Annotated in this window: 22 protein-coding genes and 1 tRNA gene; 7 read left to right on the forward strand and 16 right to left on the reverse strand. The window is 58.2% G+C overall.

Translation table 11 applies throughout. The features are described from left to right. Nucleotides 1–28: 28 nt before the first annotated feature. The 8 genes from raiA to Q0864_RS06355 form a co-directional block, all read right to left on the reverse strand. Nucleotides 29–604 (reverse strand): ribosome-associated translation inhibitor RaiA, encoded by a 576-nt coding sequence (gene raiA, locus Q0864_RS06320; protein ID WP_298566951.1) that lies wholly within the window; start codon nucleotides 602–604, stop codon nucleotides 29–31. 244 nt (nucleotides 605–848) lie between these two features. Next, nucleotides 849–1,610: an LPS export ABC transporter ATP-binding protein gene (gene lptB, locus Q0864_RS06325; protein WP_298566952.1), complete on the reverse strand. Its 762-nt coding sequence runs from the start codon at nucleotides 1,608–1,610 to the stop codon at nucleotides 849–851. Then, a complete protein-coding gene (locus Q0864_RS06330; protein ID WP_298567571.1) occupies nucleotides 1,610–2,053 on the reverse strand; it encodes an LptA/OstA family protein in 444 nt (147 codons plus the stop codon). Before Q0864_RS06330 ends, lptB begins: the two co-directional genes overlap by 1 nt. 50 nt (nucleotides 2,054–2,103) lie before the next feature. Continuing rightward, nucleotides 2,104–2,727, reverse strand: coding sequence for an LPS export ABC transporter periplasmic protein LptC (gene lptC / locus Q0864_RS06335; RefSeq protein ID WP_298566953.1), 624 nt, complete (start codon nucleotides 2,725–2,727; stop codon nucleotides 2,104–2,106). A 96-nt stretch (nucleotides 2,728–2,823) separates the two neighbouring features. Further along, a complete protein-coding gene (locus Q0864_RS06340; protein ID WP_298566954.1) occupies nucleotides 2,824–3,435 on the reverse strand; it encodes a ribonuclease D in 612 nt (203 codons plus the stop codon). Nucleotides 3,436–3,500: 65 nt separating this feature from the next. Next, the gene (locus Q0864_RS06345; protein WP_298566955.1) at nucleotides 3,501–4,370 is read right to left on the reverse strand and encodes a DmsC/YnfH family molybdoenzyme membrane anchor subunit; all 870 of its coding nucleotides are present in this window, start codon (nucleotides 4,368–4,370) and stop codon (nucleotides 3,501–3,503) included. A gap of 12 nt (nucleotides 4,371–4,382) precedes the next feature. Next, nucleotides 4,383–5,114: a 4Fe-4S dicluster domain-containing protein gene (locus tag Q0864_RS06350; protein WP_298566957.1), complete on the reverse strand. Its 732-nt coding sequence runs from the start codon at nucleotides 5,112–5,114 to the stop codon at nucleotides 4,383–4,385. Continuing rightward, nucleotides 5,114–7,939 (reverse strand): molybdopterin oxidoreductase family protein, encoded by a 2,826-nt coding sequence (locus Q0864_RS06355; protein WP_298566958.1) that lies wholly within the window; start codon nucleotides 7,937–7,939, stop codon nucleotides 5,114–5,116. The genes Q0864_RS06350 and Q0864_RS06355 overlap by 1 nt, the downstream gene beginning before the upstream one ends. 225 nt (nucleotides 7,940–8,164) lie before the next feature. Here Q0864_RS06355 and Q0864_RS06360 point away from each other — a divergent pair, with 225 nt between their 5' ends. From Q0864_RS06360 to lpxK, 3 genes are all read left to right on the forward strand, one after another. Continuing rightward, entirely contained in the window at nucleotides 8,165–9,082 is a 918-nt protein-coding gene (locus Q0864_RS06360; RefSeq protein WP_298566959.1) for an alpha/beta hydrolase, read from the forward strand. 90 nt (nucleotides 9,083–9,172) lie between these two features. Further along, on the forward strand, nucleotides 9,173–10,447 hold the full coding sequence (locus Q0864_RS06365; RefSeq protein ID WP_298566960.1) for a glycosyltransferase N-terminal domain-containing protein: 1,275 nt from the start codon (nucleotides 9,173–9,175) through the stop codon (nucleotides 10,445–10,447). An 11-nt stretch (nucleotides 10,448–10,458) separates the two neighbouring features. Further along, nucleotides 10,459–11,454, forward strand: a complete 996-nt coding sequence (gene lpxK / locus Q0864_RS06370) for a tetraacyldisaccharide 4'-kinase (RefSeq protein WP_298566961.1) — start codon at nucleotides 10,459–10,461, stop codon at nucleotides 11,452–11,454. A gap of 29 nt (nucleotides 11,455–11,483) precedes the next feature. Here lpxK and Q0864_RS06375 read toward each other — a convergent pair whose 3' ends face one another. Then, nucleotides 11,484–12,143 (reverse strand): DsbA family protein, encoded by a 660-nt coding sequence (locus Q0864_RS06375; protein ID WP_298566962.1) that lies wholly within the window; start codon nucleotides 12,141–12,143, stop codon nucleotides 11,484–11,486. A gap of 15 nt (nucleotides 12,144–12,158) precedes the next feature. Continuing rightward, nucleotides 12,159–12,674, reverse strand: a complete 516-nt coding sequence (locus Q0864_RS06380) for a DUF721 domain-containing protein (RefSeq protein ID WP_298566963.1) — start codon at nucleotides 12,672–12,674, stop codon at nucleotides 12,159–12,161. A gap of 80 nt (nucleotides 12,675–12,754) precedes the next feature. Between Q0864_RS06380 and Q0864_RS06385 the strand changes: the two genes are divergently transcribed. Continuing rightward, nucleotides 12,755–13,795, forward strand: a complete 1,041-nt coding sequence (locus Q0864_RS06385; RefSeq protein WP_298566964.1) for an A/G-specific adenine glycosylase — start codon at nucleotides 12,755–12,757, stop codon at nucleotides 13,793–13,795. Nucleotides 13,796–13,848: 53 nt separating this feature from the next. Then, complete coding sequence (locus Q0864_RS06390) at nucleotides 13,849–14,988, forward strand: alkane 1-monooxygenase (protein ID WP_298566966.1); 1,140 nt, start codon at nucleotides 13,849–13,851, stop codon at nucleotides 14,986–14,988. On the opposite strand, the gene Q0864_RS06395 is transcribed toward Q0864_RS06390, so the two are convergent. The 4 genes from Q0864_RS06395 to Q0864_RS06410 all read right to left on the reverse strand — a co-directional run bounded on the left by Q0864_RS06395 (nucleotide 14,985) and on the right by Q0864_RS06410 (nucleotide 18,322). After that, nucleotides 14,985–15,608, reverse strand: coding sequence for a glutathione S-transferase (locus tag Q0864_RS06395; RefSeq protein ID WP_298566967.1), 624 nt, complete (start codon nucleotides 15,606–15,608; stop codon nucleotides 14,985–14,987). The two genes, Q0864_RS06390 and Q0864_RS06395, sit on opposite strands and share 4 nt — an antisense overlap. 181 nt (nucleotides 15,609–15,789) lie before the next feature. Beyond that, nucleotides 15,790–16,890 (reverse strand): site-specific DNA-methyltransferase, encoded by a 1,101-nt coding sequence (locus tag Q0864_RS06400; RefSeq protein WP_298566968.1) that lies wholly within the window; start codon nucleotides 16,888–16,890, stop codon nucleotides 15,790–15,792. A gap of 112 nt (nucleotides 16,891–17,002) precedes the next feature. Beyond that, complete coding sequence (locus tag Q0864_RS06405) at nucleotides 17,003–17,641, reverse strand: ribonuclease HII (RefSeq protein WP_298566969.1); 639 nt, start codon at nucleotides 17,639–17,641, stop codon at nucleotides 17,003–17,005. 117 nt (nucleotides 17,642–17,758) lie between these two features. Then, on the reverse strand, nucleotides 17,759–18,322 hold the full coding sequence (locus Q0864_RS06410) for a hypothetical protein (protein ID WP_298566970.1): 564 nt from the start codon (nucleotides 18,320–18,322) through the stop codon (nucleotides 17,759–17,761). Nucleotides 18,323–18,478: 156 nt separating this feature from the next. Here Q0864_RS06410 and Q0864_RS06415 point away from each other — a divergent pair, with 156 nt between their 5' ends. Together Q0864_RS06415 and Q0864_RS06420 are read left to right on the forward strand one after the other, a co-directional pair. After that, nucleotides 18,479–18,763 carry a hypothetical protein gene (locus Q0864_RS06415; protein WP_298566971.1) on the forward strand — a complete coding sequence of 95 codons (285 nt, stop codon included), beginning with the start codon at nucleotides 18,479–18,481 and terminating at the stop codon, nucleotides 18,761–18,763. A 10-nt stretch (nucleotides 18,764–18,773) separates the two neighbouring features. Continuing rightward, nucleotides 18,774–19,439, forward strand: a complete 666-nt coding sequence (locus tag Q0864_RS06420) for a hypothetical protein (RefSeq protein ID WP_298566972.1) — start codon at nucleotides 18,774–18,776, stop codon at nucleotides 19,437–19,439. A 10-nt stretch (nucleotides 19,440–19,449) separates the two neighbouring features. Here Q0864_RS06420 and Q0864_RS06425 read toward each other — a convergent pair. Beyond that, nucleotides 19,450–19,526, reverse strand: a tRNA-Arg gene (locus Q0864_RS06425). 45 nt (nucleotides 19,527–19,571) lie between these two features. Continuing rightward, complete coding sequence (locus Q0864_RS06430) at nucleotides 19,572–20,612, reverse strand: LacI family DNA-binding transcriptional regulator (protein ID WP_298566973.1); 1,041 nt, start codon at nucleotides 20,610–20,612, stop codon at nucleotides 19,572–19,574. Between the last annotated feature and the right edge of the window lie 8 nt (nucleotides 20,613–20,620).

A 20,620-nucleotide genomic window follows, 5' to 3' on the forward strand; every position in this document is an offset into this window, starting at 1 on the left:
CTTTCCCCGCCCGCCATGGGCGGGAGGTTTACGCTTCGTTTTTGGGGTCAATCCAGCCTACATTGCCGTCATCACGGCGATAGACCACATTCATGCCCTCGGTTTTTTCATTGCGGAAAACCAGAACCGGTGCGTGTGCAAGCTCCATCTGCATGACCGCTTCGCCAACCGAGAGTGACGGAATCCGTGTCTCCATTTCGGCGATGATCATGGGCTGGAGTGTCGCGTCATCCGCTTCGTCCTGACCTTCCTCTGAGGCGAGGATATACGAGGCTCCACCGAAAACTTCAACCGGGTCTACGCGATCCTTGTGATGGTCTTTCAAGCGGCGCTTGTAGCGGCGCAACTGCTTCTCCATTTTCTCGGCGCACTGGTCAAAAGCTGCATAGATTTCAGTCGCACTTGCCTTGGCCTGAGCGGTCAGACCGGTGGACAGATGCACAATCGCTTCGCAGACAAATTCATGGGCGCTCTTGGAGAAAACCACCTGAGCGTCGGTCGGGCGTTCGGCGTATTTTTGAACCACGCCTCCAAGCTCCTCCTTCACGTGAATCTGAAGGGCTTCACCAATGTCGATCTGCTTGCCAGTGATTTGATATTGCATGCTAACTCCTATGGTATTTGCAGGCCTCAATACATCATTCCCCTAAGGGAATGATGAAAAAACTATTTTATTACATGACGTTGATAGAGAGTTGCAGAACCCTGTCCGCCCAAATCCTTCTGGGTGTTCCTTGGTGTATGCCCCATGTTCGGGACGACACAAACGAAGGTTAAAGTGTTCATGCATCACCTTCATTTGGCGACGAGTCGAGGGGGGTTGTCAACCACAAGCGCGTGCAATTCCATCATTTGATCGAGAAATTCTGCCCAAGATAGACGCGTCGGACATTCTCGTCGCGGATGACTTCGTCGGTCGTCCCGCTCATCAAAACATGGCCATCGTGAAGGATATAGGCGCGGTCCACAATCTCAAGCGTTTCGCGCACATTGTGGTCGGTAATCAGCACGCCGATGCCCCTGTCTTTCAACTCGTGAACCAGAGTGCGAATCTCTCCGACGGCGATCGGGTCGACGCCCGCGAAAGGCTCATCGAGCAAAAGGTATTTCGGGTCCGAGGCCAGCAGCCGCGCAATTTCCACGCGCCTGCGTTCGCCGCCGGACAGGGCAAGGGCGGGTGCGCGGCGCAGGTGGCTGATCGAAAACTCGCTCAGCAACTCTTCCAGCCGCTCGCGTCGCTTGTGGCGGTCAGGGGTCGAGATTTCGAGGATCGCAAGGATGTTGTCTTCGACGGACAGGCCACGAAAAATGGACATTTCTTGCGGAAGATACCCGATGCCAAACCTCGCGCGACGATACATGGGCAACAGCGTCACATCACGCCCGTCAATCAACACCTGCCCAGCTTCAGGCGTGATCAGGCCAGCGATGGCATAAAAGGTTGTCGTCTTGCCGCAACCGTTGGGGCCCAGCAACGCCACGACCTCGCCGCGATGCAAGTCAAGTGTGACGTCCTGAATAACGGGCTTCTTGCGATAGCTTTTCCGCAGCCCAATGATGCGTAGCCCGGCCTCACCATCTTCGACTGTCAGCTCTGGCGCGTCGCTCATCAGTTCCCACCTGTTTGAATGATCGACTTTACGCGGCCATCCATCGTCCCCGTGCCGGCCCGCAGGTCCACGCTTAGCTTGTCGGACGACAGGGCGTTTTGGCCCTGCGTTAGGATCACATCGCCGGTCATCACGATCGTTCCGGTGGAAATGGTATAGATCGCTTCGCTAGACTGCGCCGCTTCGGCACCGTTCACGAGCGTTACGCCCTCTGTCGCCAGCAGGCGCGAGATCTCTCCCGTGGTGTCGCTGCCGGTTTCGTATTCGACACGAACCTTGCCCGCAGACAAGCGCATGCTGCCTTGGCTGATCTGAACGTTGCCAACAAACGTGGCCGATCCGTCTGCCTGATCGACATTCAGTTGGTCGGCCGCAATCTCAACCGGAAGGGAGCTGTCATGCTTCAGCCCGCCGAACGCGATTTGCGCTTGGGCGTGTGCCATAATCGGAAAGCTCAACACCAACAAAAGGGCAGCCAGATGTGCGCGCTTGATCACTTTTCTTCCCCCTCTGTCTTGGGTTGGTATATCAGTTTTACCCCACCTTTGAAAACAAGAAGATAGGCACCTTCTTCGGCGTCACTTCGTGTGATTTCGGCATGTCCAGCCGTCAAGTGCCCCATTGGGCCATCAGCTGTGACAGAGCCTGTGGTTTCGACATGGGTGGCATCCAGCGCCGTTGTTAACCCGTCCGACTGGATGCGGTAGTCGGTCGAGGTGACCAATGTCACACCTCCGGACAGATCGACCGTTTTGGTGCCGCCATCAATCACCGCCAGCGCCGCGTCGATATCCACTGCCGCGCCGTCTGGCGTTTCGATCCGCGCCGCCAAGGTCTTGGCCGTGAACCGGTTGTTGGTTCCCATTTCGGGCACGGCACTTTCCGCGGAGAAAGTGATGGCTGCCCCGTCTTCGGTGACGCTGGAAAAGCGGGGCCCGGAAATGCGCTGTTCGCCAGTCAGTTCTTCAAGGTTGATGCGTGCATAGGTCAAAGACCTGGTTGGGTCGATGGATTTTGAGATCAGAAACATCGTGGACAACAACGCAAGCGCGGTCACCGGCAGAAGAACTTTCAGCCAGGAAACCAAGCGGGAATAGCGATTGTTGGGTCTGGCCATGTGTCCTCGGTTTGTGTGTCGTTCTGCTTACATATCTAGGCACCCGTCAGAACAATCCAAGGACAGGTCCGCGCCTTGCGCGATGCGTCGCGTAAGCTAGTGAGAGAAGATGTCGATCTCAGGCCAGCCCGCCAAATCCAATTGCGCGCGCATCGGCAGGAAATCGAAACAGGCTTGCGCCATCTCGGTGCGGCCTTCGCGGTCGAGCCGCTGGTTCAGTTCGTCGCGCAACCGGTGCAGATAGAGGACATCCGACGCGGCATAGTCCAACTGGGCGGCGGTCAGCTCTTCCGCGCCCCAATCGCTCATCTGTTGTTGCTTTGAAATGTCGATCTTCAGCAGTTGTTCAAGCAGGTTTTTCAGCCCGTGCCGGTCGGTATAGGTGCGGATCAGTTTCGACGCGATCTTGGTGCAATAGACAGGGGCCGTGACCACGCCAAACGCGTTCAGAAGCGCCGCGATATCGAACCGACCAAAGTGGAACAGCTTCAGCACATCCGGGTCCGCCAGCATCCGTTCAAGGTTTGGCGCGCTGGTCTGGCCTTTTTCGACCTGCACCAGATGCGCATCCCCATCGCCCGACGACATTTGCACCACACACAGCCTGTCGCGATGCGGGTTCAGGCCCATCGTTTCGCAGTCAATGGCGACGACCGGACCAAGGTTCAGCCCATCGGGAAGGTCGCGCTTGTAAAGATGGTTGGCCATGTGTGCCCTCATAATCCGTTTCCCCCCTGATAGGCGCAGAGGGGGCCGGGTTCAATAAGAAGGGATCATTTGCCGTGATACAGGCCCACGACATGTTCGGCTTCGGCGAAAAACAGCCAGCGGCCAGTGACGACGCCTGTCAGATGCAGGGCAAGCGCCAGAAAGGCGGTGATGTGACCGGGCGGCGTTAGAAGCAATATGGCTGCGGGCAATGCGCCCGCCAGACCCAGCGCAATCATACGCAGTTTCGCGGCGTGTTTGCGGCCAACGCGATAGACCATCTCGTCCACCACGTAGTTGCGCGCGGTGTGGCCGCTCTCCAGCATCCGCACCTCACCCAGATGGGCAAGCCCGGTGGCGTCCCCTGTTGTTCCCCGCGCGGCGGCGCGTTGGTCGCCGATCCGCCACATGGCGAGCAGGACAAGGGTCAGCGCCAGCAGTAACCAACCGGCGATCTTCGCCTCACCCGCCAATAGCGCACCGCCGCCTAAGGCGTGCAGCAGAAACATGACGGGCGTAAGCGGCTGGTGCCAGCGCCGAATGGTTTTCAGTTGCGCGTATATCATCGAGGTTGTGAAAACGGTCAGAAGCGCAAAAATAGATCCTAATACACCGGAAATCGCCATTTCTGCCCCAAGAAAGATGCGCGGCACAGCAACCAGCGCGAATAGGAACAAGGTCAGGATCGCCGCAATCCCTTCACGGCTCAGCCAGCTTGTGCGCCATTGGCTGAGCGCATAGATCGCGTTCTTCTTATTGCCCAGATGAAAGGTCGAGGCCAGCAGCCCGGCACAAGACAGCGCATAGGCAATCGTGAAAAACGCGAACGCGGTCCCACCGCTGACATCCGGCACGCCCAGCCCCAGCCAAAAGAACAGGCCAAACCCAAGCCCTGACAGCGTGGTGAAAATGATAACACTGGGTGCGGGATGCATCCGTTTCCTCCGTCAGAGCTTTTCGAGCGCTTTATCAAGCCAGCCAAGGAACCCCTGCGGCTCGTCCGCGACTACCTCAAGCGGTTGGGTGTTCAGCGTATCCTTGGCGCGCGGTGGCAAGTATTTGTTCACGGGCTTGGTGCCAAGGTCTGGCATCAGGTCGTATCCACCACGATCCGCCACCAGTTTTGAAACATCGCTGTCCGGGTCGCCAAGATCCCCGAAATGCCGCGCGCCAGAGGGACAGGTGCGCACGCAGGCGGGCACGCGATCCTCTTCCGGCAGGTTCTCGTTGTAGATGCGATCGACGCACAGCGTGCATTTCTTCATGATACCGGCATCGCGATCCATCTCGCGCGCGCCAAAGGGGCAGGCCCAGGCGCATAGTCCGCAACCGATGCAGCGATCTTCGTTGACCAAAACGATTCCGTCTTCGGAACGTTTATAACTGGCGCCAGTCGGGCAAACGGTTACGCAGGGCGCGTCGTCACAATGCAGGCAGGACCGCGGCATGTGGACGGTCTGCGCGGGGCGGCCCTCGGTCTGTGCTTCATAGGAAAACACCCGGTTCAAAAAAGTGCCGCCCGGGTCCGCGCCGTATGGGTCGGTGTCGGACAGCGGCGCGCCATAGTTCTGCGTGTTCCAACCCTTGCACGCAGTCACGCAACCTTGGCACCCCACGCAGGTATCCAGATCAATGACCAGCCCTAGCTTTTTGTCGGTCTTTTCAGGAAGTGAGGTCATCAGATCTTCCTTTTCACGACGTGCGGGGCTTTGTCGACTGGTGACTTGATCGGTGGGTGTGAAGGCTGACTTTCGGCCGGTTTAGGGTCTGCTTTGACAATCTTTACGCGCAAATCGAACCACGCGGCCTGTCCGGTTACGGGGTCCGAATTCGCCCATCTTAGCCCGTCGCCTTTCGGTGGCTGAAGCTCATGAATCAGGTGGTTCAGAAGAAACCCTTCCGTCGCTTCCGGCGCGTCGTTATCCAACGCCCAAGTGCCTTTACGCTTGCCGATGGCATTCCATGTCCAGACCGTCATTGGGTTCAGCGCCGCGTGATGGGCGACGGGCACTGTGATTGATCCATGGGCTGAGGTGACGTGCGCATAGTCGCCATCTTTGAACCCGTGCTGCTGCCAAAGATCGGTCGGTAGATAGAGGAAATTCTTGCCCGTGATCTGCCGAAGCCACGCGTTCTGCGAGCCCCAGGAATGATACATATGCATCGGTCGTTGGGTTAGGGCGTGGATCGGATATTCATCGGGGTCGACATTCGTATCCTCAAATGGCGGATACCAGATCGGCAGCGGGTCCATCGTCTTTTGAATACGCGCACGCAGATGTTCGGGCGGCTGGATGTCGCCGTGGCCTTCAGCGGCCAGTTGGAATTTACGCATCGGCTCGACATAAAGGTTGAACACATAGGGCGCTTCAGCGTCGAAGATGCCACGGTCCACTGCCCATTCCTGATAGGCCTTGTTCCACGGTTTATAAAACCGCGCCTCGTCGGAAATGTGATCGACCCAGAAACCACCATTTTCGATGTATCGGTCGATTTGGGCCGGATTAGGCTCTCCCCTGCCCATTCCCTGCCCGTCCTTTCCGCGCCACCCAGCCAGCGGTCCTACACCGGGTCTGCGTTCGTGGTTGACCAGATAGTCGGCATAATCTTCAAATTTTGCCGATCCGTCTTCGGTCACGAATCCCGGCAGGCCAAGCTTCGCCCCAAGCTGGATCAACACGGTCTGGAACCCACGCACATCGCGGTCGGGTTCAACCACCGGCCAGCGGATCGCATCGGCGGCCCCGTCCGCCTCGCAAATCGGGCGGTCCAGCAGGCTGATGCAATCGTGACGCTCCAGATAGGTCGTGTCGGGCAAGATCAGGTCGGCATAGGCCACCATTTCGGAGCTGTAGGCGTCGGAATAAATGATGTGTGGGATGGCATAATCGCCGTTCTCATCCGTGTCGGTCAGCATCCCCATGACTTCAGACGAGTTCATCGACGAGTTCCACGCCATATTGGCCATATACATGAACAGCGTGTCGATCTTGTAGGGGTCGCCCGCATGGGCGTTCGAGATCACCATATGCATCAAGCCATGCGCCGACATCGGGTTTTCCCAAGTGAACGCTTTGTCGATCCGCTTGGCGTTGCCGTTGTCGTCCAAAAGCAGATGCTCCGGCCCCATCGGATATCCCAGATGCGGGCCATCCAGTGGTTGGCCGGGCGTGACGCCAGCATGCGGCCTTGGGTGCGCCTCGGGTGGTTTCGGATAGGGCGGTTTGAACCGGAATCCCCCCGGAACTTCGACAGAGCCGAGAAGGATCTGCAACATATGCAGCGCGCGGCAGGTCTGGAACCCGTTTGAATGCGCCGAGATGCCGCGCATAGCGTGGAAGCTGACCGGCCGTCCGATCATCTTGTCGTGCTTTTGCCCTTTCCAGTCTGTCCACGGCTGGTCGAGCACAATTTCTTCCTCGAACGCGACTCGCGCCAGTTCCGCAGCGATCGAACGGATACGGTCGGCCGTGATGCCCGTCTGCTCGGCGACGGCCTCGGGGGCGTAATCGCCCGACAGATAGCGTTCGGCGAGCAGCTGGAACACCGGGCGATGCGAGGTTCCAGCGTGGCGATAGCTTCCTGCCAGATCAGGCATAACGCCGGGCGTGTCGAAATCGGCAAGCTTTCCAGTGTCGCGGCACAGCACTTGCGGCTTACCAGTCTGACCACGCAAGAAAAGACCATTTTCAGGCGAGTTAGGCTCTTCATTCACGATAAAACCCGCGTTGGTGTAGCGCGACAGATAGGCCAGATCGACCTTGCCCGCCCGCAGCAATTCGTGGACCAGCGCAAGGATAAACAGCCCGTCTGTCCCCGGCGTGATGCCCACCCAGTCATCCGCAATCGCGTTATATCCCGACCGGATCGGGTTCACGCCGATGATACGTGCGCCACGTTCTTTCAGCTTGCCAAGACCGATCTTGATGGGGTTGCTGTCGTGATCCTCGGCCACGCCAAAAAGCATGAACAGTTTGGTGCGATCCCAGTCGGGCTGTCCAAACTCCCAAAATGCGCCGCCCATCGTATAGATACCCGCCGCTGCCATATTGACCGAGCAAAAGCCCCCGTGCGCTGCATAGTTTGGCGTTCCGTAGGCTTGCGCGAACCATGATGTGAAGCTTTGGCTTTGATCGCGTCCAGTGAAAAACGCCATCCGTTTGGGGTCGTTTTCCCGCAATGGGGCCAGCCATCCTGCGGCCATGTCCAAGGCCTCGTCCCAACTGATCTCTTCAAACTCTCCCGACCCGCGCGGGCCGACCCGCTTCAAAGGCGCGCGTAGCCGCGACGGGGCATAGTGCTGCATAATCCCGGCGGATCCCTTGCCACACAACACCCCTTTGTTCACAGGATGATCGCGGTTGCCTTCGATATAGGCCACCTGCCCGTCCTTCATATGCACGTTGATCCCGCACCGGCACGCACACATATAGCAGGTCGTCTTGCGCACCTCGTCTGACACGCTGGGCGAGGTGTCGATTTGAATGGTCTCGGGGTTGCTCATCTGTTTCGGCCCTGTGGCAAGGTCGGTTCGGTGAGGACAAATCTGCATGATGAAGCGCTGGTTTGAAACTCCTTTGTCCGTCTGCCGAGCCAAACAGCCACTACGCCCTCTCGGTAGGTCCAGTTGCGGAGTGATCTAATGCCAGTGAGGCGGCTTGTTTGGTCGTCGCCATCACAAGCGTCCCTTGCATTGTCAAAACAACCGCAAAGGCCTAGCTTTTCCACCATGAACTACGAGACGATGATCGACGCAGAGACATGGGACTTCATTCGCCGGACCGAGGCCTTCTACCCTCCCGGGGCTGCCGCCTTGGGCATCGATCAGCAGCGCGCGATTTATGACCGGATGTGCCGCGAATTCTTCACCGGATACCCCGAAGGCGTCACAGCGCGCGACGATCTGGCAGGTGAAGTTCCCATCCGCATCTACGAGCGCGGCGCGCACAACGCCACCCTGATCTATTTTCATGGCGGTGGATTTGTCGTCGGTGGTTTGGATAGCCACGACGATGTTTGCGCCGAAATATGTGACCGCGCTGACATACGTGTCGTAAGCGTCGACTATCGCTTGAGCCCTGAGCACAGCCACCCTGTAGCGTTTGAAGATTCGCTGGAAGCCGCTGAATATGTGACCCTAACATGGCCTGGAATGCATATTCTGGCAGGGGATAGCGCAGGCGGAAACCTTGCCGCAGCGGTTGCGCATGCGACGCGAGGCCTGCATGATTTTTCGGGTCAGATCCTGATTTATCCAGGCTTGGGGGGCGACATGACCAAAGGGTCGTATCTGGCACACAAAGACGCGCCGATGCTGACGTTGGAAGATCTGAAGCATTACACTTTGCTGCGCCATGGTGGAGCTTCGCCCGCGCATGATCCGACTGCTACACCCTTGGCAGATAAAGACTTTTCTGACTTACCGCCCACCGTTTTGATCACCGCGGAATGCGACCCATTGGCGGATGACGGTCGAACTTATCGCAACGCGATCGAGCAGGCAGGAGGCAAAGCGCGCTGGACGAATGAACCCGGTCTTGTGCATGGCTTTTTGCGCGCGCGCCATAGCGTCACCCGCGCCAGGCACAGCTTTGACCGCATCGTCGCGGCCGCAATCGAACTGGCTGCGGGCGACTGGCACGACTGACGCTTTCCCCGGCAGACGAGTTGCCCTAGACTTGGCCCATAACAATATGAGCGGCTGAACCGTTCGCACCTAGAGGAAGAGCCATTCGTCATGTCGCCATTCGGGATATCTCTGTTCCGTGGCCTGCATACCTTGCAGGGTGCAGCGGGACTGGAACGCCGCCTGAAGAGAAGGATCGCAGACGGTCGAGAGCACCCTGATCGCGGGACCGAACGGCTTGGCATCGCTTCGGCAGAGCGGCCGGATGGACCCTTGGTATGGCTGCACCTTACAGGGGGGGATGAGATCGAAAAGGTTTCGGCCCTGATCCAGCATCTGAAGGCAAGTCGCGAGGACCTGAATGTCTTGATAACCACAACGCTCTATGACGCGGAGTTCCCGGATGACACCGGCGCGATTCACCAGTTTTCGCCCTATTCCGGCGTTGGTCCGATCAATGCGTTTCTGGACCATTGGGCGCCTGATGTGGCGTTGTGGGTCGACAGTCAATTGGATGTGCCGTTACTGAGCGAATTGTTCAAACGGAAAGTTCCCGCAATCTGGATCAACGCTCACCTGCCCCGCGAAACGCATGGGCAATGGCGTTGGCTGCCCGGTCTGATGAAATCGGTTCTGACCGGTTTCGACACTATTCTGGCGGAAAACCTCAAAGCTGAACGGGAAATCAGACGACTTGGCGCCGCTTCGTCGCATGTCACCATGTCTGGGCCGTTGCAGATGCAAGTTGTGCCGCCCGGGTGCAACATGGCCGAACGGGATCGGTTTGCAGCCAAGCTTGCCGCCCGACCGGTTTGGTTGGCGGCTGCCACGCACGAAAAGGAAGTGGCGCAAATCCTCGCGGCGCATCGGCAATTGATCCGAAAGTCCCATCGTCTATTGCTGATCATCGAACCCGGCGTGCCCGAAGATGGTCCACGCTTGGCTGAAGACCTTGAGGCCGATGGGTGGAGCGTCGCCTGCCGGTCGCGAGACGAAGACCCGTCACCGGATGTGCAGGTTTTCGTAGCAGATCAGGCCGGAGAGACCGGCCTGTGGATGCATCTGGCACCAATCACGTTCATTGGAGGAAGCTTGGCCGATGAGGCCTGTTTGAACCCCCTCGAACCCGCCGCGTTGGGATCCGTCGTTCTGTTCGGGCCCCTCAAGAACGGTCACAACGAGGCGTTTCGTCGATTGGAAACGGCTGGCGCGGCAAGTATGGTCAAGGATCAAAAGACCCTAACACAGGCTGTTGAGCGCCTTTTGTCGCCTGATTGCGCGGCAAAGATGGCGATGGCGGCGTGGGACATCACAACCAGCGGTGCCGAAGTCAGCGACCTTGTTCGTGACCGCGTCGTCGCGCTGCTGGACCAGGCGGGCGTTTAAATGGTGTGCGAATGAGAGCGCCTGGTTTCTGGTTTACCCCCCCTGACCGTCCGAACTGGCGCGCACGCGCGCTGGCGCCTTTGGGGTGGGTGTATGGGGCCGCAACCGCGCGTCGGTTGGCAAAGGGCACGGGGTATCAGGCAACTGTTCCGGTTGTTTGTATCGGCAACATCAACGCAGGCGGCACAGGCAAGACGCCTACGACCATTGCACTGGCACAGCGGTTGTCAGACCGCGGTCATCAAGTGCATGTGGTGTCGCGGGGTCACAAGGGCGCTCTTGAAGGCCCGCTGCAAGTTGATGAACGGCACCATACCGCAGCCGAGGTTGGCGACGAACCGCTTTTGATGGCTGCTTTCACGACAGTCTGGATCGCCCGTGATCGCGCGGAAGGCGTGAAGTCGGCCGAACAAGCGGGCGCGGACATCATCCTGATGGATGACGGGTTTCAGAACCCAGCCGTTGCCAAAAGTGTCTCTATCGTGGTGGTCGATGCGGTAAAGGGCTTTGGAAATGCGCGCTGCATACCGGCCGGACCCCTGCGCGAACCCATTGACGAAGGGTTGAAGCGCGCGGACATTCTTTTGTCAATTGGCCCTGAAAACGCTCAAACGCGGTTTGTGTCGGAATGGCAGCGGCATATCACTTGCCCACATGCCACGGGTCACCTGACACCGTTGCAAACAGGCATGGATTGGCAGGGATTGAATGTTCTGGCATTTGCCGGCATTGGCCACCCGGAAAAATTTTTCGCCACCATTCGTGATCTTGGAGCCAATCTGCTTCGTGCAGAGGCGCTGACGGACCACCAGCCATTGACCGAACCGCTTATGAAACGGTTGGAATTCGAAGCGTCGTCACTTGGCGCGCAGCTCGTGACGACCGAAAAAGACGCCGTTCGCCTGCCGGATAGCTTCCGGCGCCGGGTGTTGACAGTTCCGGTGCGACTTTCCGTAGACGACTGGGCTGAGATTGACAGCGCCTTGGCCCGCTTTGGGATAGGTTAGAGCCTGAAATCAAGCTCTAACCCTTGCTTCTAGCTGCCCAGCTTTTCATCAATCAGGGCCGCGAAATCTTCGTATGACATGTTTGAATACTTGGTCCCGTCAATGACGAAGGACGGTGTGGCGTTGATCTCGTCGGCCGCGGCATTGGTCTGGTAGGCGGCCACCAGGCTTTGCGCCATCGCTTCGTCCTGAAGGCAGGCGTTCATCTGGTCATCTGTCATGCCAGCTGTGCGACCCAGTTTGCGCAGGTTGTCCAGAATAAGGCTGGGGTCCCCATCGGCGATCCATTCCTTCTGGCCGGCATAGATCATGCTGGTAAGCCCGAAATAGCGATCATCCCCGCCGCAGCGGGCAATCATGCCTGCCCACAAACCAAAGCGATCGAAATACACTTCGCGGTGGATGAACTTGACCTTGCCTGTATCCACATAGTTTTCTTTCAGCTTCTTGAAGATGTCCTCGTGAAAATTGGCGCAGTGCGGACAGGTGAAAGAGGCGTATTCGATCATTGTGATCGGGGCGTTTTCGTCGCCAAGAACCATATCCTTTGCGGGTTCGACCGCTGCATCGGTGTCTTGGGCTTCGGCTACGTTAACGCCGGGCACAGACCCGTTGTTCTGGCTCATGTAAAACGCGCCGCCACCGATCAGAAGTGCGGCGGCAAGCAAAATAGGAAGAATTCGGGTCATGATATGGTTCAGCCTCTATGATGTCTTTTTCTTCATCAGCACATTTTGTGCCAGTGTCTGAAGCGCGTCGCGCAGGCCTGCATCAGCGACGTCTGCTGTTGCCTCTGCTGCGCGGGCGCGGGTTGCGTCATCGGCTACTGATTCGCGCTTCGGTGCCGGATTAAATTGGGCTTGCCCCTCGGCAAAGCCGGTCGGAGCGGTCTGCGTGATCCTTACGCGGGCGATGGCGTTATATCCATAGACGGCGTTCACCTTTTCGCGCAGCTTGTCCTTTTGCATTTCCAACATGGGAGCTTGGGCGCCAGTCGTCAAAACAGTCAACGTGGCCCCCATGCCACCGCGTCCATAAGAGATATCAACAGGTTTTGCGATTGCTGCGGTGTCCGCGCCGACAATCTCGGCCCAATGGGTCAGGACGCGCGTAACAGCGAAACCGCGCGTTTCGCTTGTTTTTCGGATGCGCGTCGACAGAAGGCTCGATGTCCTTTCAAAGCCCTTCTTGCGGCGCTGATATCCTGTCGATTGTTTCAAGCTGGCACATCCTAGATTTGCCCCTATTTTAAGCTGTTGCAGTTGCTATGCCAGTGCAAAGCTTGGAAAGGGGATAACACTTGTGTGACGCGCCGAATTCTGCCGAGTTGCTGGCGTGGTATGACGTCCACGCCCGAACGCTTCCGTGGCGGGTTGCGCCAAGTGATCGGGCCGCTGGAAGGGCGCCCGATCCCTATGCGGTTTGGCTGTCCGAGATCATGCTGCAACAAACAACTGTCGCCGCCGTTAGGGACTATTTCACCCGATTCATGACACTTTGGCCGACCGTCGACGCTTTGGCCGCTGCCGAAGATGCGCGCGTCATGGGGGAATGGGCGGGGCTTGGATACTACGCGCGGGCGCGCAATCTGCTGAAATGCGCGCGGCTTGTGGCAGGAATGGGTGGATTTCCGACCACCCGCACCGAGCTGGAGGCGCTGCCTGGCATCGGGCCATATACCTCGGCTGCCATTGCTGCCATCGCCTATGATTTGCCCGAAACGGTGGTCGATGGGAATGTTGAACGGGTGATCTCGCGGGTGTTTCAGGTCGAAACGCCATTGCCTGATTCCAAGCCTGAGTTGAAGCAGCTTGCCACCACCCTGACACCCCCAATGCGGGCCGGCGACTATGCGCAGGCGGTGATGGATCTGGGGGCCACGATCTGCACCCCGAAATCCCCAGCCTGTGGTATTTGCCCGTGGAATAGAGCCTGTTTGGCGCGTCAAAATGGTCTGCAAGCCACCCTTCCCGCCCGCAAACCGAAAGCGCCAAAGCCCGTTCGTCATGGCATAGCCTATCTGGCGCGTCGCGCAGATGGTCTGTGGCTGGTTGAACGCCGCCCTGACACAGGGCTGTTGGGGGGCATGTTGGGCTGGCCTGGCGCGGCATGGGGCGATGTCGCCAGCGAAGCCCCTCCGATCACTGCGGTATGGCAGGACCCCGGCGTTGAGGTGCGGCACACCTTCACCCATTTCCACCTGATCCTTAATCTGCGCGTCGCCCAAGTGCCAACGCACGCCGAACCCCGTGTCGGTTCGTTTCACAAGATCCGCCCCTCGGACCTTCCGACCGTGATGCGCAAGGCGTTTGACGTGGCGACAGCTTCACTCGCGGATTGAGAGCCGCTTGCTTCGTCGCTATAGATCGGTGAGGGGCAGAAAAGGACAACACCATGGTTCCGGCATCCACGGTTTCCCGATTTCGTAACGCAGCGCCATTCGGTATTTCGATATTGCTGCCAGTTCTGGTCTATATCGCGGCGACGAAAGGCGGCTGGTTCTTGTTGTTGCCACCCCTTGGCACGTGGTGGCTGTATGCAGCGCTGGATGCCCTGATCGGGCGCTACACCAAGAATGCCGACCCAGAGATTTCGGACAAAGACCTATTGTGGTATCGGCTGATCACCGTGGTCTGGTTCCCCATTCAATTCGTTATGATTTATGGCATGATTTGGTATGTCACCGGCGCCGCCCACCTGTCCATCGCCGAGAAGTTCGGTGTTTTCTTTGGCGTAGGTGTCCTGTCAGGCACCGTCGGCATCGTCTACAGCCATGAACTGATGCACCAATCCAACAGGTTCGAACGCTGGCTGGGCGATCTGCTTCTGGCAACTGTGCTCTACAGCCACTTCCGCACGGAACATCTGCTGGTGCACCACCCCCACGTTGGCACCAGCCGCGATGCGGTGACCGCGCGTTATAACGAGGGGTTCCACCGGTTCTTCCTGCGCGTGGTGCGCGAAGCGCCGATATCTGCCTGGAAGGCCGAAAAAGCAATGCTGGCGCGGCGCAAGTTGTCGCCCTTGGATGGCAGCAACCCGTTCTGGCGCTATGGTGCGCTTCAGTTGGTTGCTCTGATCCTTGCGGTTCTGATTGGTGGCTGGCTGGGCCTTGCCCTGTTCGTTTTTCAGGCCTTGGTCGCGATCTGGGAGTTAGAGCTGACTAACTATATCGAGCACTATGGCTTGACCCGCAAGCACCTTGGGGATGGCAAGTATGAGCGCGTCATGCCCCATCACAGCTGGAATGCTGATCATCGGGCGTCAAACTGGCTGCTGATCAACCTGCAAAGGCACTCGGACCACCATTACAAGCCGGCGCGGCGGTTTCCACTGTTGCAGACCTATCCCGATGCCGAAGCGCCGCAGTTGCCGCAGGGCTATCCGGTGATGACCGTTGCAGCTTTGATCCCACCCCTGTGGCGGCGCGTGATGAACCCGCGCGTTCGCGCCTGGCGAAAGCTGCATTACCCCGAGATCGAGGATTGGAGCGCCTATAAAGCGGGTAGTTTGCCGCCTCCGCCGATCCGCTAGGGGAAAGGCATTACCGCATCACCCGGTTGCCATGGCTGATATTTGTGCATGACGCGAGCAAGCCGGTCGCTGGTCAAAAAAGTCTCTAACCAAGCGGAAACGCGTGGTGTCGCGTCACGGTCAAAGCGCGGTTTGTCGATCATCGCAAACTGGCGCACGAAGGGCAGGATCGCCAGATCAGCAAGCCGCGGGGACGGGCCGAACAGCCAACCTTTGGTCAGCTGGTTTTCCAACGCCGCCAGCAATGTCATCGCGTCTTGCCGCGTTGCCTCGGGGTCGCTTTGCGGATGGCGCACGGCATACTTGGTCAGGTCCAGCGCCGTCTTGAAGGGACCGTCGAAGGTCTGGATCAAGGCGTCACCGGCATCTGGCATCAGCAGCAGGTTTTCGGGGTCATGCTGGCGCAGCGCCCAAAGCATGATGTCATGGCTTTCATCCACAACGCCCTGATCCGTCAGCAAGCAAGGCACCGTCGCTGAAGGGGAAGTGTCCAGAAAGGCCTGCGGTTTGTCGCGCAACAGGATCTCGCGCAGATCGACCTGAACGCCACTGCTGGCAATCGCCAACCGGGCGCGGATTGCATAGGGACAGCGGCGAAAGGAATAGAGGATCGGGATCATGGGCGACCTTTTGCGGTTTGGCACGATGATTTCGCACTGAACCTGCGATTGCAACCGACCAAAAAAAGACCCCACCCAATGCAGGGCGGGGTCAGTTGAGAAGTGCCGTGGCGGCGGGCCACAGGCACAGGCGGTACCTCGTATTGCGCGCGCAGGGATCTGCGTCGCACAGATTTCAGGATCAGTTCATTTCGGCTCGGATCTGTTGGCGCAGCAGGTCGATCGGAACTTTCTTTCCGTCCTGCCTGAAGTGCCAATAGGTCCAGCCGTTACAGCTGGGCGCGCTTTCAAGTGCGGCCCCCACCTGGTGGATCGAGCCGCGCGCTTCGCCCGAGATCAACGTTCCGTCAGCGCGCACTTTGGCGGTTTTGCCGCGCGGGCTGGTCAAAACCTCGCCCGGGCGCAGCATGCCGCGTTCGACAAGCTGGCCAAACGGAACACGCGGTTCGGCGCGTTTCGACGGCGTGGTGGTCAGCGCTTCTTTGTCGAACTTGCGGATCTTCGAGATGCGTTTTTCCGCGACCTTGCGATACGCCTCTTCCCGTTCGATGCCGATGAAATCGCGACCCAGCATCTTGGCAACGGCGCCCGTCGTGCCGGTGCCGAAGAAAGGGTCGAGGATCACGTCGCCGGGGTTGGTCGAGCCGATAAGGACGCGGTGCAACAGCGACTCCGGTTTCTGCGTCGGATGCGCCTTGTCCCCATTTTCATCTTTCAAACGCTCATGGCCCGTGCAGATCGGAAGCACCCAGTCAGAGCGCATCTGAATACCCTCATTCAGCGCCTTCAGGGCTTCGTAATTGAACGTATATTTCGATCCTTCGCCTTTCGACGCCCAGATCATTGTTTCATGCGCGTTGGTAAAGCGTTTGCCGCGGAAATTCGGCATCGGGTTGGACTTGCGCCACACCACGTCATTCAAAATCCAATACCCTTGGTTCTGAAGCTCGGCACCCATGCGAAAGACATTGTGGTAAGATCCGATAACCCAGATCGCCCCGTTGGGCTTCAGGATACGACGGGCGGCGCTCAGCCATGCGCGGGTGAATTGGTCATAGGCTTTGAAACTGTCAAACTGGTCCCAGTGGTCGTCGACGGCATCGACCTTTGAATTGTCAGGACGGTGCAGATCACCCTTCAACTGCAAATTATAAGGCGGATCAGCGAAAATCAGGTCGACCGAGTTTTCCGGCAGACTGTTCATCACTTCGATGCAATCACCATCAATAATCTGATTCAGCGGCAGGTCTACAGCCGCTTTTGCTTTGGTTTTCGTCGTCATTTCTGCCTCTTGTACCCGGCGCATTTTGCGCTCTTTGGTGGCGCATTGAAGCGCTCGTTTTGATGAGATCAGAATGAGTCAAAGGTGATTCGCCGTCAAATTCTTTTTTGAATCAGTCACTTACATATTTATCTTGATACAAGATATTGTGTACCGGCTTGAACGAACGTCTATGGTGTGGGGTCACACCAAGATTTTGAAGCGCCAACCTGTGGCTTTTTGACGGGTATCCTGCGTTCGTTTCCCAACCATAGCCCGGATGCTGTTGCGCCAAATCCACCATGATCCGATCCCGACAGGTTTTGGCGACGATCGAAGCGGCGGAAATCGACAGTGACCGTGCGTCTCCTTTGATGATGGTCTCAGAGGAAATGGTCAGTCCACGGGGGGTCATATTTCCATCGATCAGCAGATGATCCGGGGCTTGGATCAGCCCGGCAACAGCGCGTTCCATGGCCAGATGGCTGGCGCGCAGGATGTTGATCTCGTCGATCTCTTCAACCGAAGCATGCGCGATGGAAACATCCGCGGTCGCGGCAATCAGGTCATAAAGCGCGACGCGCCTTTTCGCAGACAGCGCCTTGGAATCGTTAAGTCCCTCGGGGATATTGTTCGGGTCAAGCACAACCGCAGCGGCGGTTACCGGGCCAGCCAGCGGGCCGCGCCCCACCTCGTCCACGCCCGCGACACGGCAATATCCGCGCGACAGAGCGGCGGTTTCAAAGCTGAAGTCAGGCAAAGGCTTGGTCATGCCCTTTGGGTGGCCCATCCTGCCAAGGCCCGCAAGCAAAAAAAGGGCGGGAGGAAACCTCCCGCCAGTTTGGCGGCGCACCGGGTTAAGGGGATGGTGCCCCGCGGCTCGATGGGCCTAGCGGGACCGCACGATGCGAAACCCTTTGTTCTGCAAGCACACCGGCTCATAAACATCGCGCGGCACGTATTTACCGTATCTGTCGCGCACAACTATGGTGTCCAAGCAAGCGCGGGGCAGCTTCACACGCCGATCGATGCGCTTCTGCAGGCAAGACCTGCCCATGTATTTCGACCGACCGAACTGCGTGTCGAACCGTTTCAGGCAAGAGGCAGGAAGCGCGTTATAGCGATCGACCTTATGGGGGGTCTTTGCGACCGGTTTGTGCGGGCGCTTTGAGGGGTGCCCATGTGGGTGGTGACCATGCGGCCGGTGCACATGCGGGCGGTGTCCACCGTGGCGATGGGTTGCGACGGGCTTGCGCGCGTCGTCTTTTTTGTCAGACAACAGGACACCAATCGTCGCAATGCCCAGAATGGCGGCAAGGAATGGTGCAATATCGGAATCGTCTTTACGTAGTTGGCGCGTGTCTTGTGCAGTCGCCGGCGAGGTCGCCAGCGCCAGCGCCAATGCCGCACTGAGCAGCATTTTCAAGGGGGAAGCGGTGAAGCAGCGGGTCATCATGTTTCCTTTCAAAAAAGGCATCCAAGGGACGCGGGGAAGGTGTAGAAACCGTCGCCCATTGCTGCTTTGACAGGCAATAACAGCCACAGGTCATGCCCTGGCCATGGCTTTGATATTGAATAACCACCGGTCCCACCGCATGGTTGGCGCATGATGAAACAGATACTCTTTTCCCTTGCGCTTGCTGCCGTTGCCCTGCCCGCTCAGGCTGGGTGTTATGCGGACTACAAGGCCAAGCAGGATGATCCCCTGAAATTGCACTATGGTGTAATGGAATTGCCTGAAACGGCATGTGAAAACCGGAAGGCCGCGGCGACCCAGATCCGGGCGCGGCTTGCCGATCAGGGCTGGCTTCTTCTGAAGGTGCAGTCCATTTTTGACGAAGCAGGTCTTGCAGAAAGGAAAGAGAGTGCCGGAGCCTACTTCCTTCGCTACTGACGCACGACGCATGTCAAACCGCATCGTGACACTAGGAATTGTGACAATCGTCGGCGTGCTTTTGGTTGCCGCCGTTCTGTTGTTCATGACTTTGCCAGATGCCAACGCGTTCAATGCGCGCGTCGAACAGATCTTCGTCGAAAACGACGGGCTGACGTCTGGTGCGGAAATCAAACTGTTGGAGATTCTTGCACAGTCAGGGACGGCATTTGCAGATACGTTGACCAGCTACCGCATGGTCATTTTCGTGCTGCTGGTGTTTTCGACCGCGCTGTTGATTGCCGCCTTGGTCTTTCTCATCACTATCATCGGCCTCAACCGCCGCATGAGCGAGATTGAGCGCGCCGGTATTCAGGTCAATTCGCTTTTGATCAGCCGCGAAGAAAGGACTGTCTATCTGAACAACATGGAGTTTTCCCTGACCGAAGCCGCCATCGAAACCCTGTCTGCCCTTGCGGAGGCGCGTATGGATGAAGAGGTGCTGTCTGGGTCCGAGCTTGAGGGGCTGATTTCTGGCCGTGATCCGTCTGATTGCGACGAAGCCGCTGGAGCCACCCGCATCAAACGCCTGCGCGATGCGCTGGGCAACCAGTTGATGAGCGAGCTTTTGGTGAAAACGATCGCGCGGCGCGGCTACATGCTGTCGATCGACAAGGATGTGATCCGAATGCTCTGACGCTGGGCGATGGCGACCCCGGCAGGATTCGAACCTGCAACCTGCCCCTTAGGAGGGGGCTGCTCTATCCAGTTGAGCCACGGGGCCGTTTGGGTTGGGATAGTGATCAGAAAACGGCTTGTCCAGCGTGGTTTAGCGCCGTTTCAGCGTGTCTCCGGCGGCGATCTTGGGCGACAGCTCAATCCGTTCTCCGCCGCCAGCCTCACCATCTTCGGCGCTGCGGTCGGCGATGATCCGGGCCGCCGCGCGGCCGATCTCGGCGCGACAGGCATCCATTGTGGCAAGCTGGCGCGGCAGGCCATCCAGCAGTTCGACCCCATTGAAACCGGCAAGCCCGATTTGGCCTGGCACGTCGATGCCTTGGTCAAGGCAATACAAAAGACCGCCCGCACCGATCATATCGTTGGAGTAATACAAGAAGTCGATTTCTGGTGTGCGTTTCAGCATGGCCTCGGTCATCTCGCGACCTTTGGCCAAGGCGGATCCGCCTTCATAGAACTCACGATCCGCGATTTCGACGCCTTCTTTGGCGAGCGCCTCGGTGAAGCCTTCGAACCGCTTCCGCGCGCGGTGATCAAGCGGCATCTTTGTGCCAAGAAATCCAATGTTACGATACCCGGCCTTCAGGATTGCTTGCGCCATCTTGCGCCCGGCACGTCGGTGCGAAATACCCACGCAGGCGTCGATCGCCTCGCCATCGGTGTCCATGATCTCGACCACAGGAATGCCGGCTGCTTTCAGCATTGCCTTGGATGCATCCGAATGCTCCAGCCCAGCGATGATCACGCCGGAGGGCCGCCATGACAGCATTTCGTAAAGGACTTTTTCTTCGCGTTCGGGTTTGTAATTGGTGACGCCAACAACGGGTTGCAAAGGCGTTTCGTCCAGCACTTCGTTGATGCCTGTCATCACCTCGGGGAACACCATGTTGCTGAGGGATGGGATGATCACAGCCACAAGGTTGACCCGCTGCGAGGCAAGCGCACCGGCGATTTTGTTGGGCACATAGCCAAGCTCTTTCGAGGCTTCCAGAACCCGTTCGCGGGTCGCCTGGCTGACATCTCCACGATTTCGCAACACCCGACTGACCGTCATTTCGCTGACGCCAGAGGCTTCGGAAACGTCCCTGAGGGTCAGCGGGCGGCGGTTCGGGGGGGTGGGTCGATCAGTCACGAAACTGT

It is taken from the genome of uncultured Aliiroseovarius sp., from assembly GCF_947497285.1.
GTDB lineage: Bacteria > Pseudomonadota > Alphaproteobacteria > Rhodobacterales > Rhodobacteraceae > Aliiroseovarius.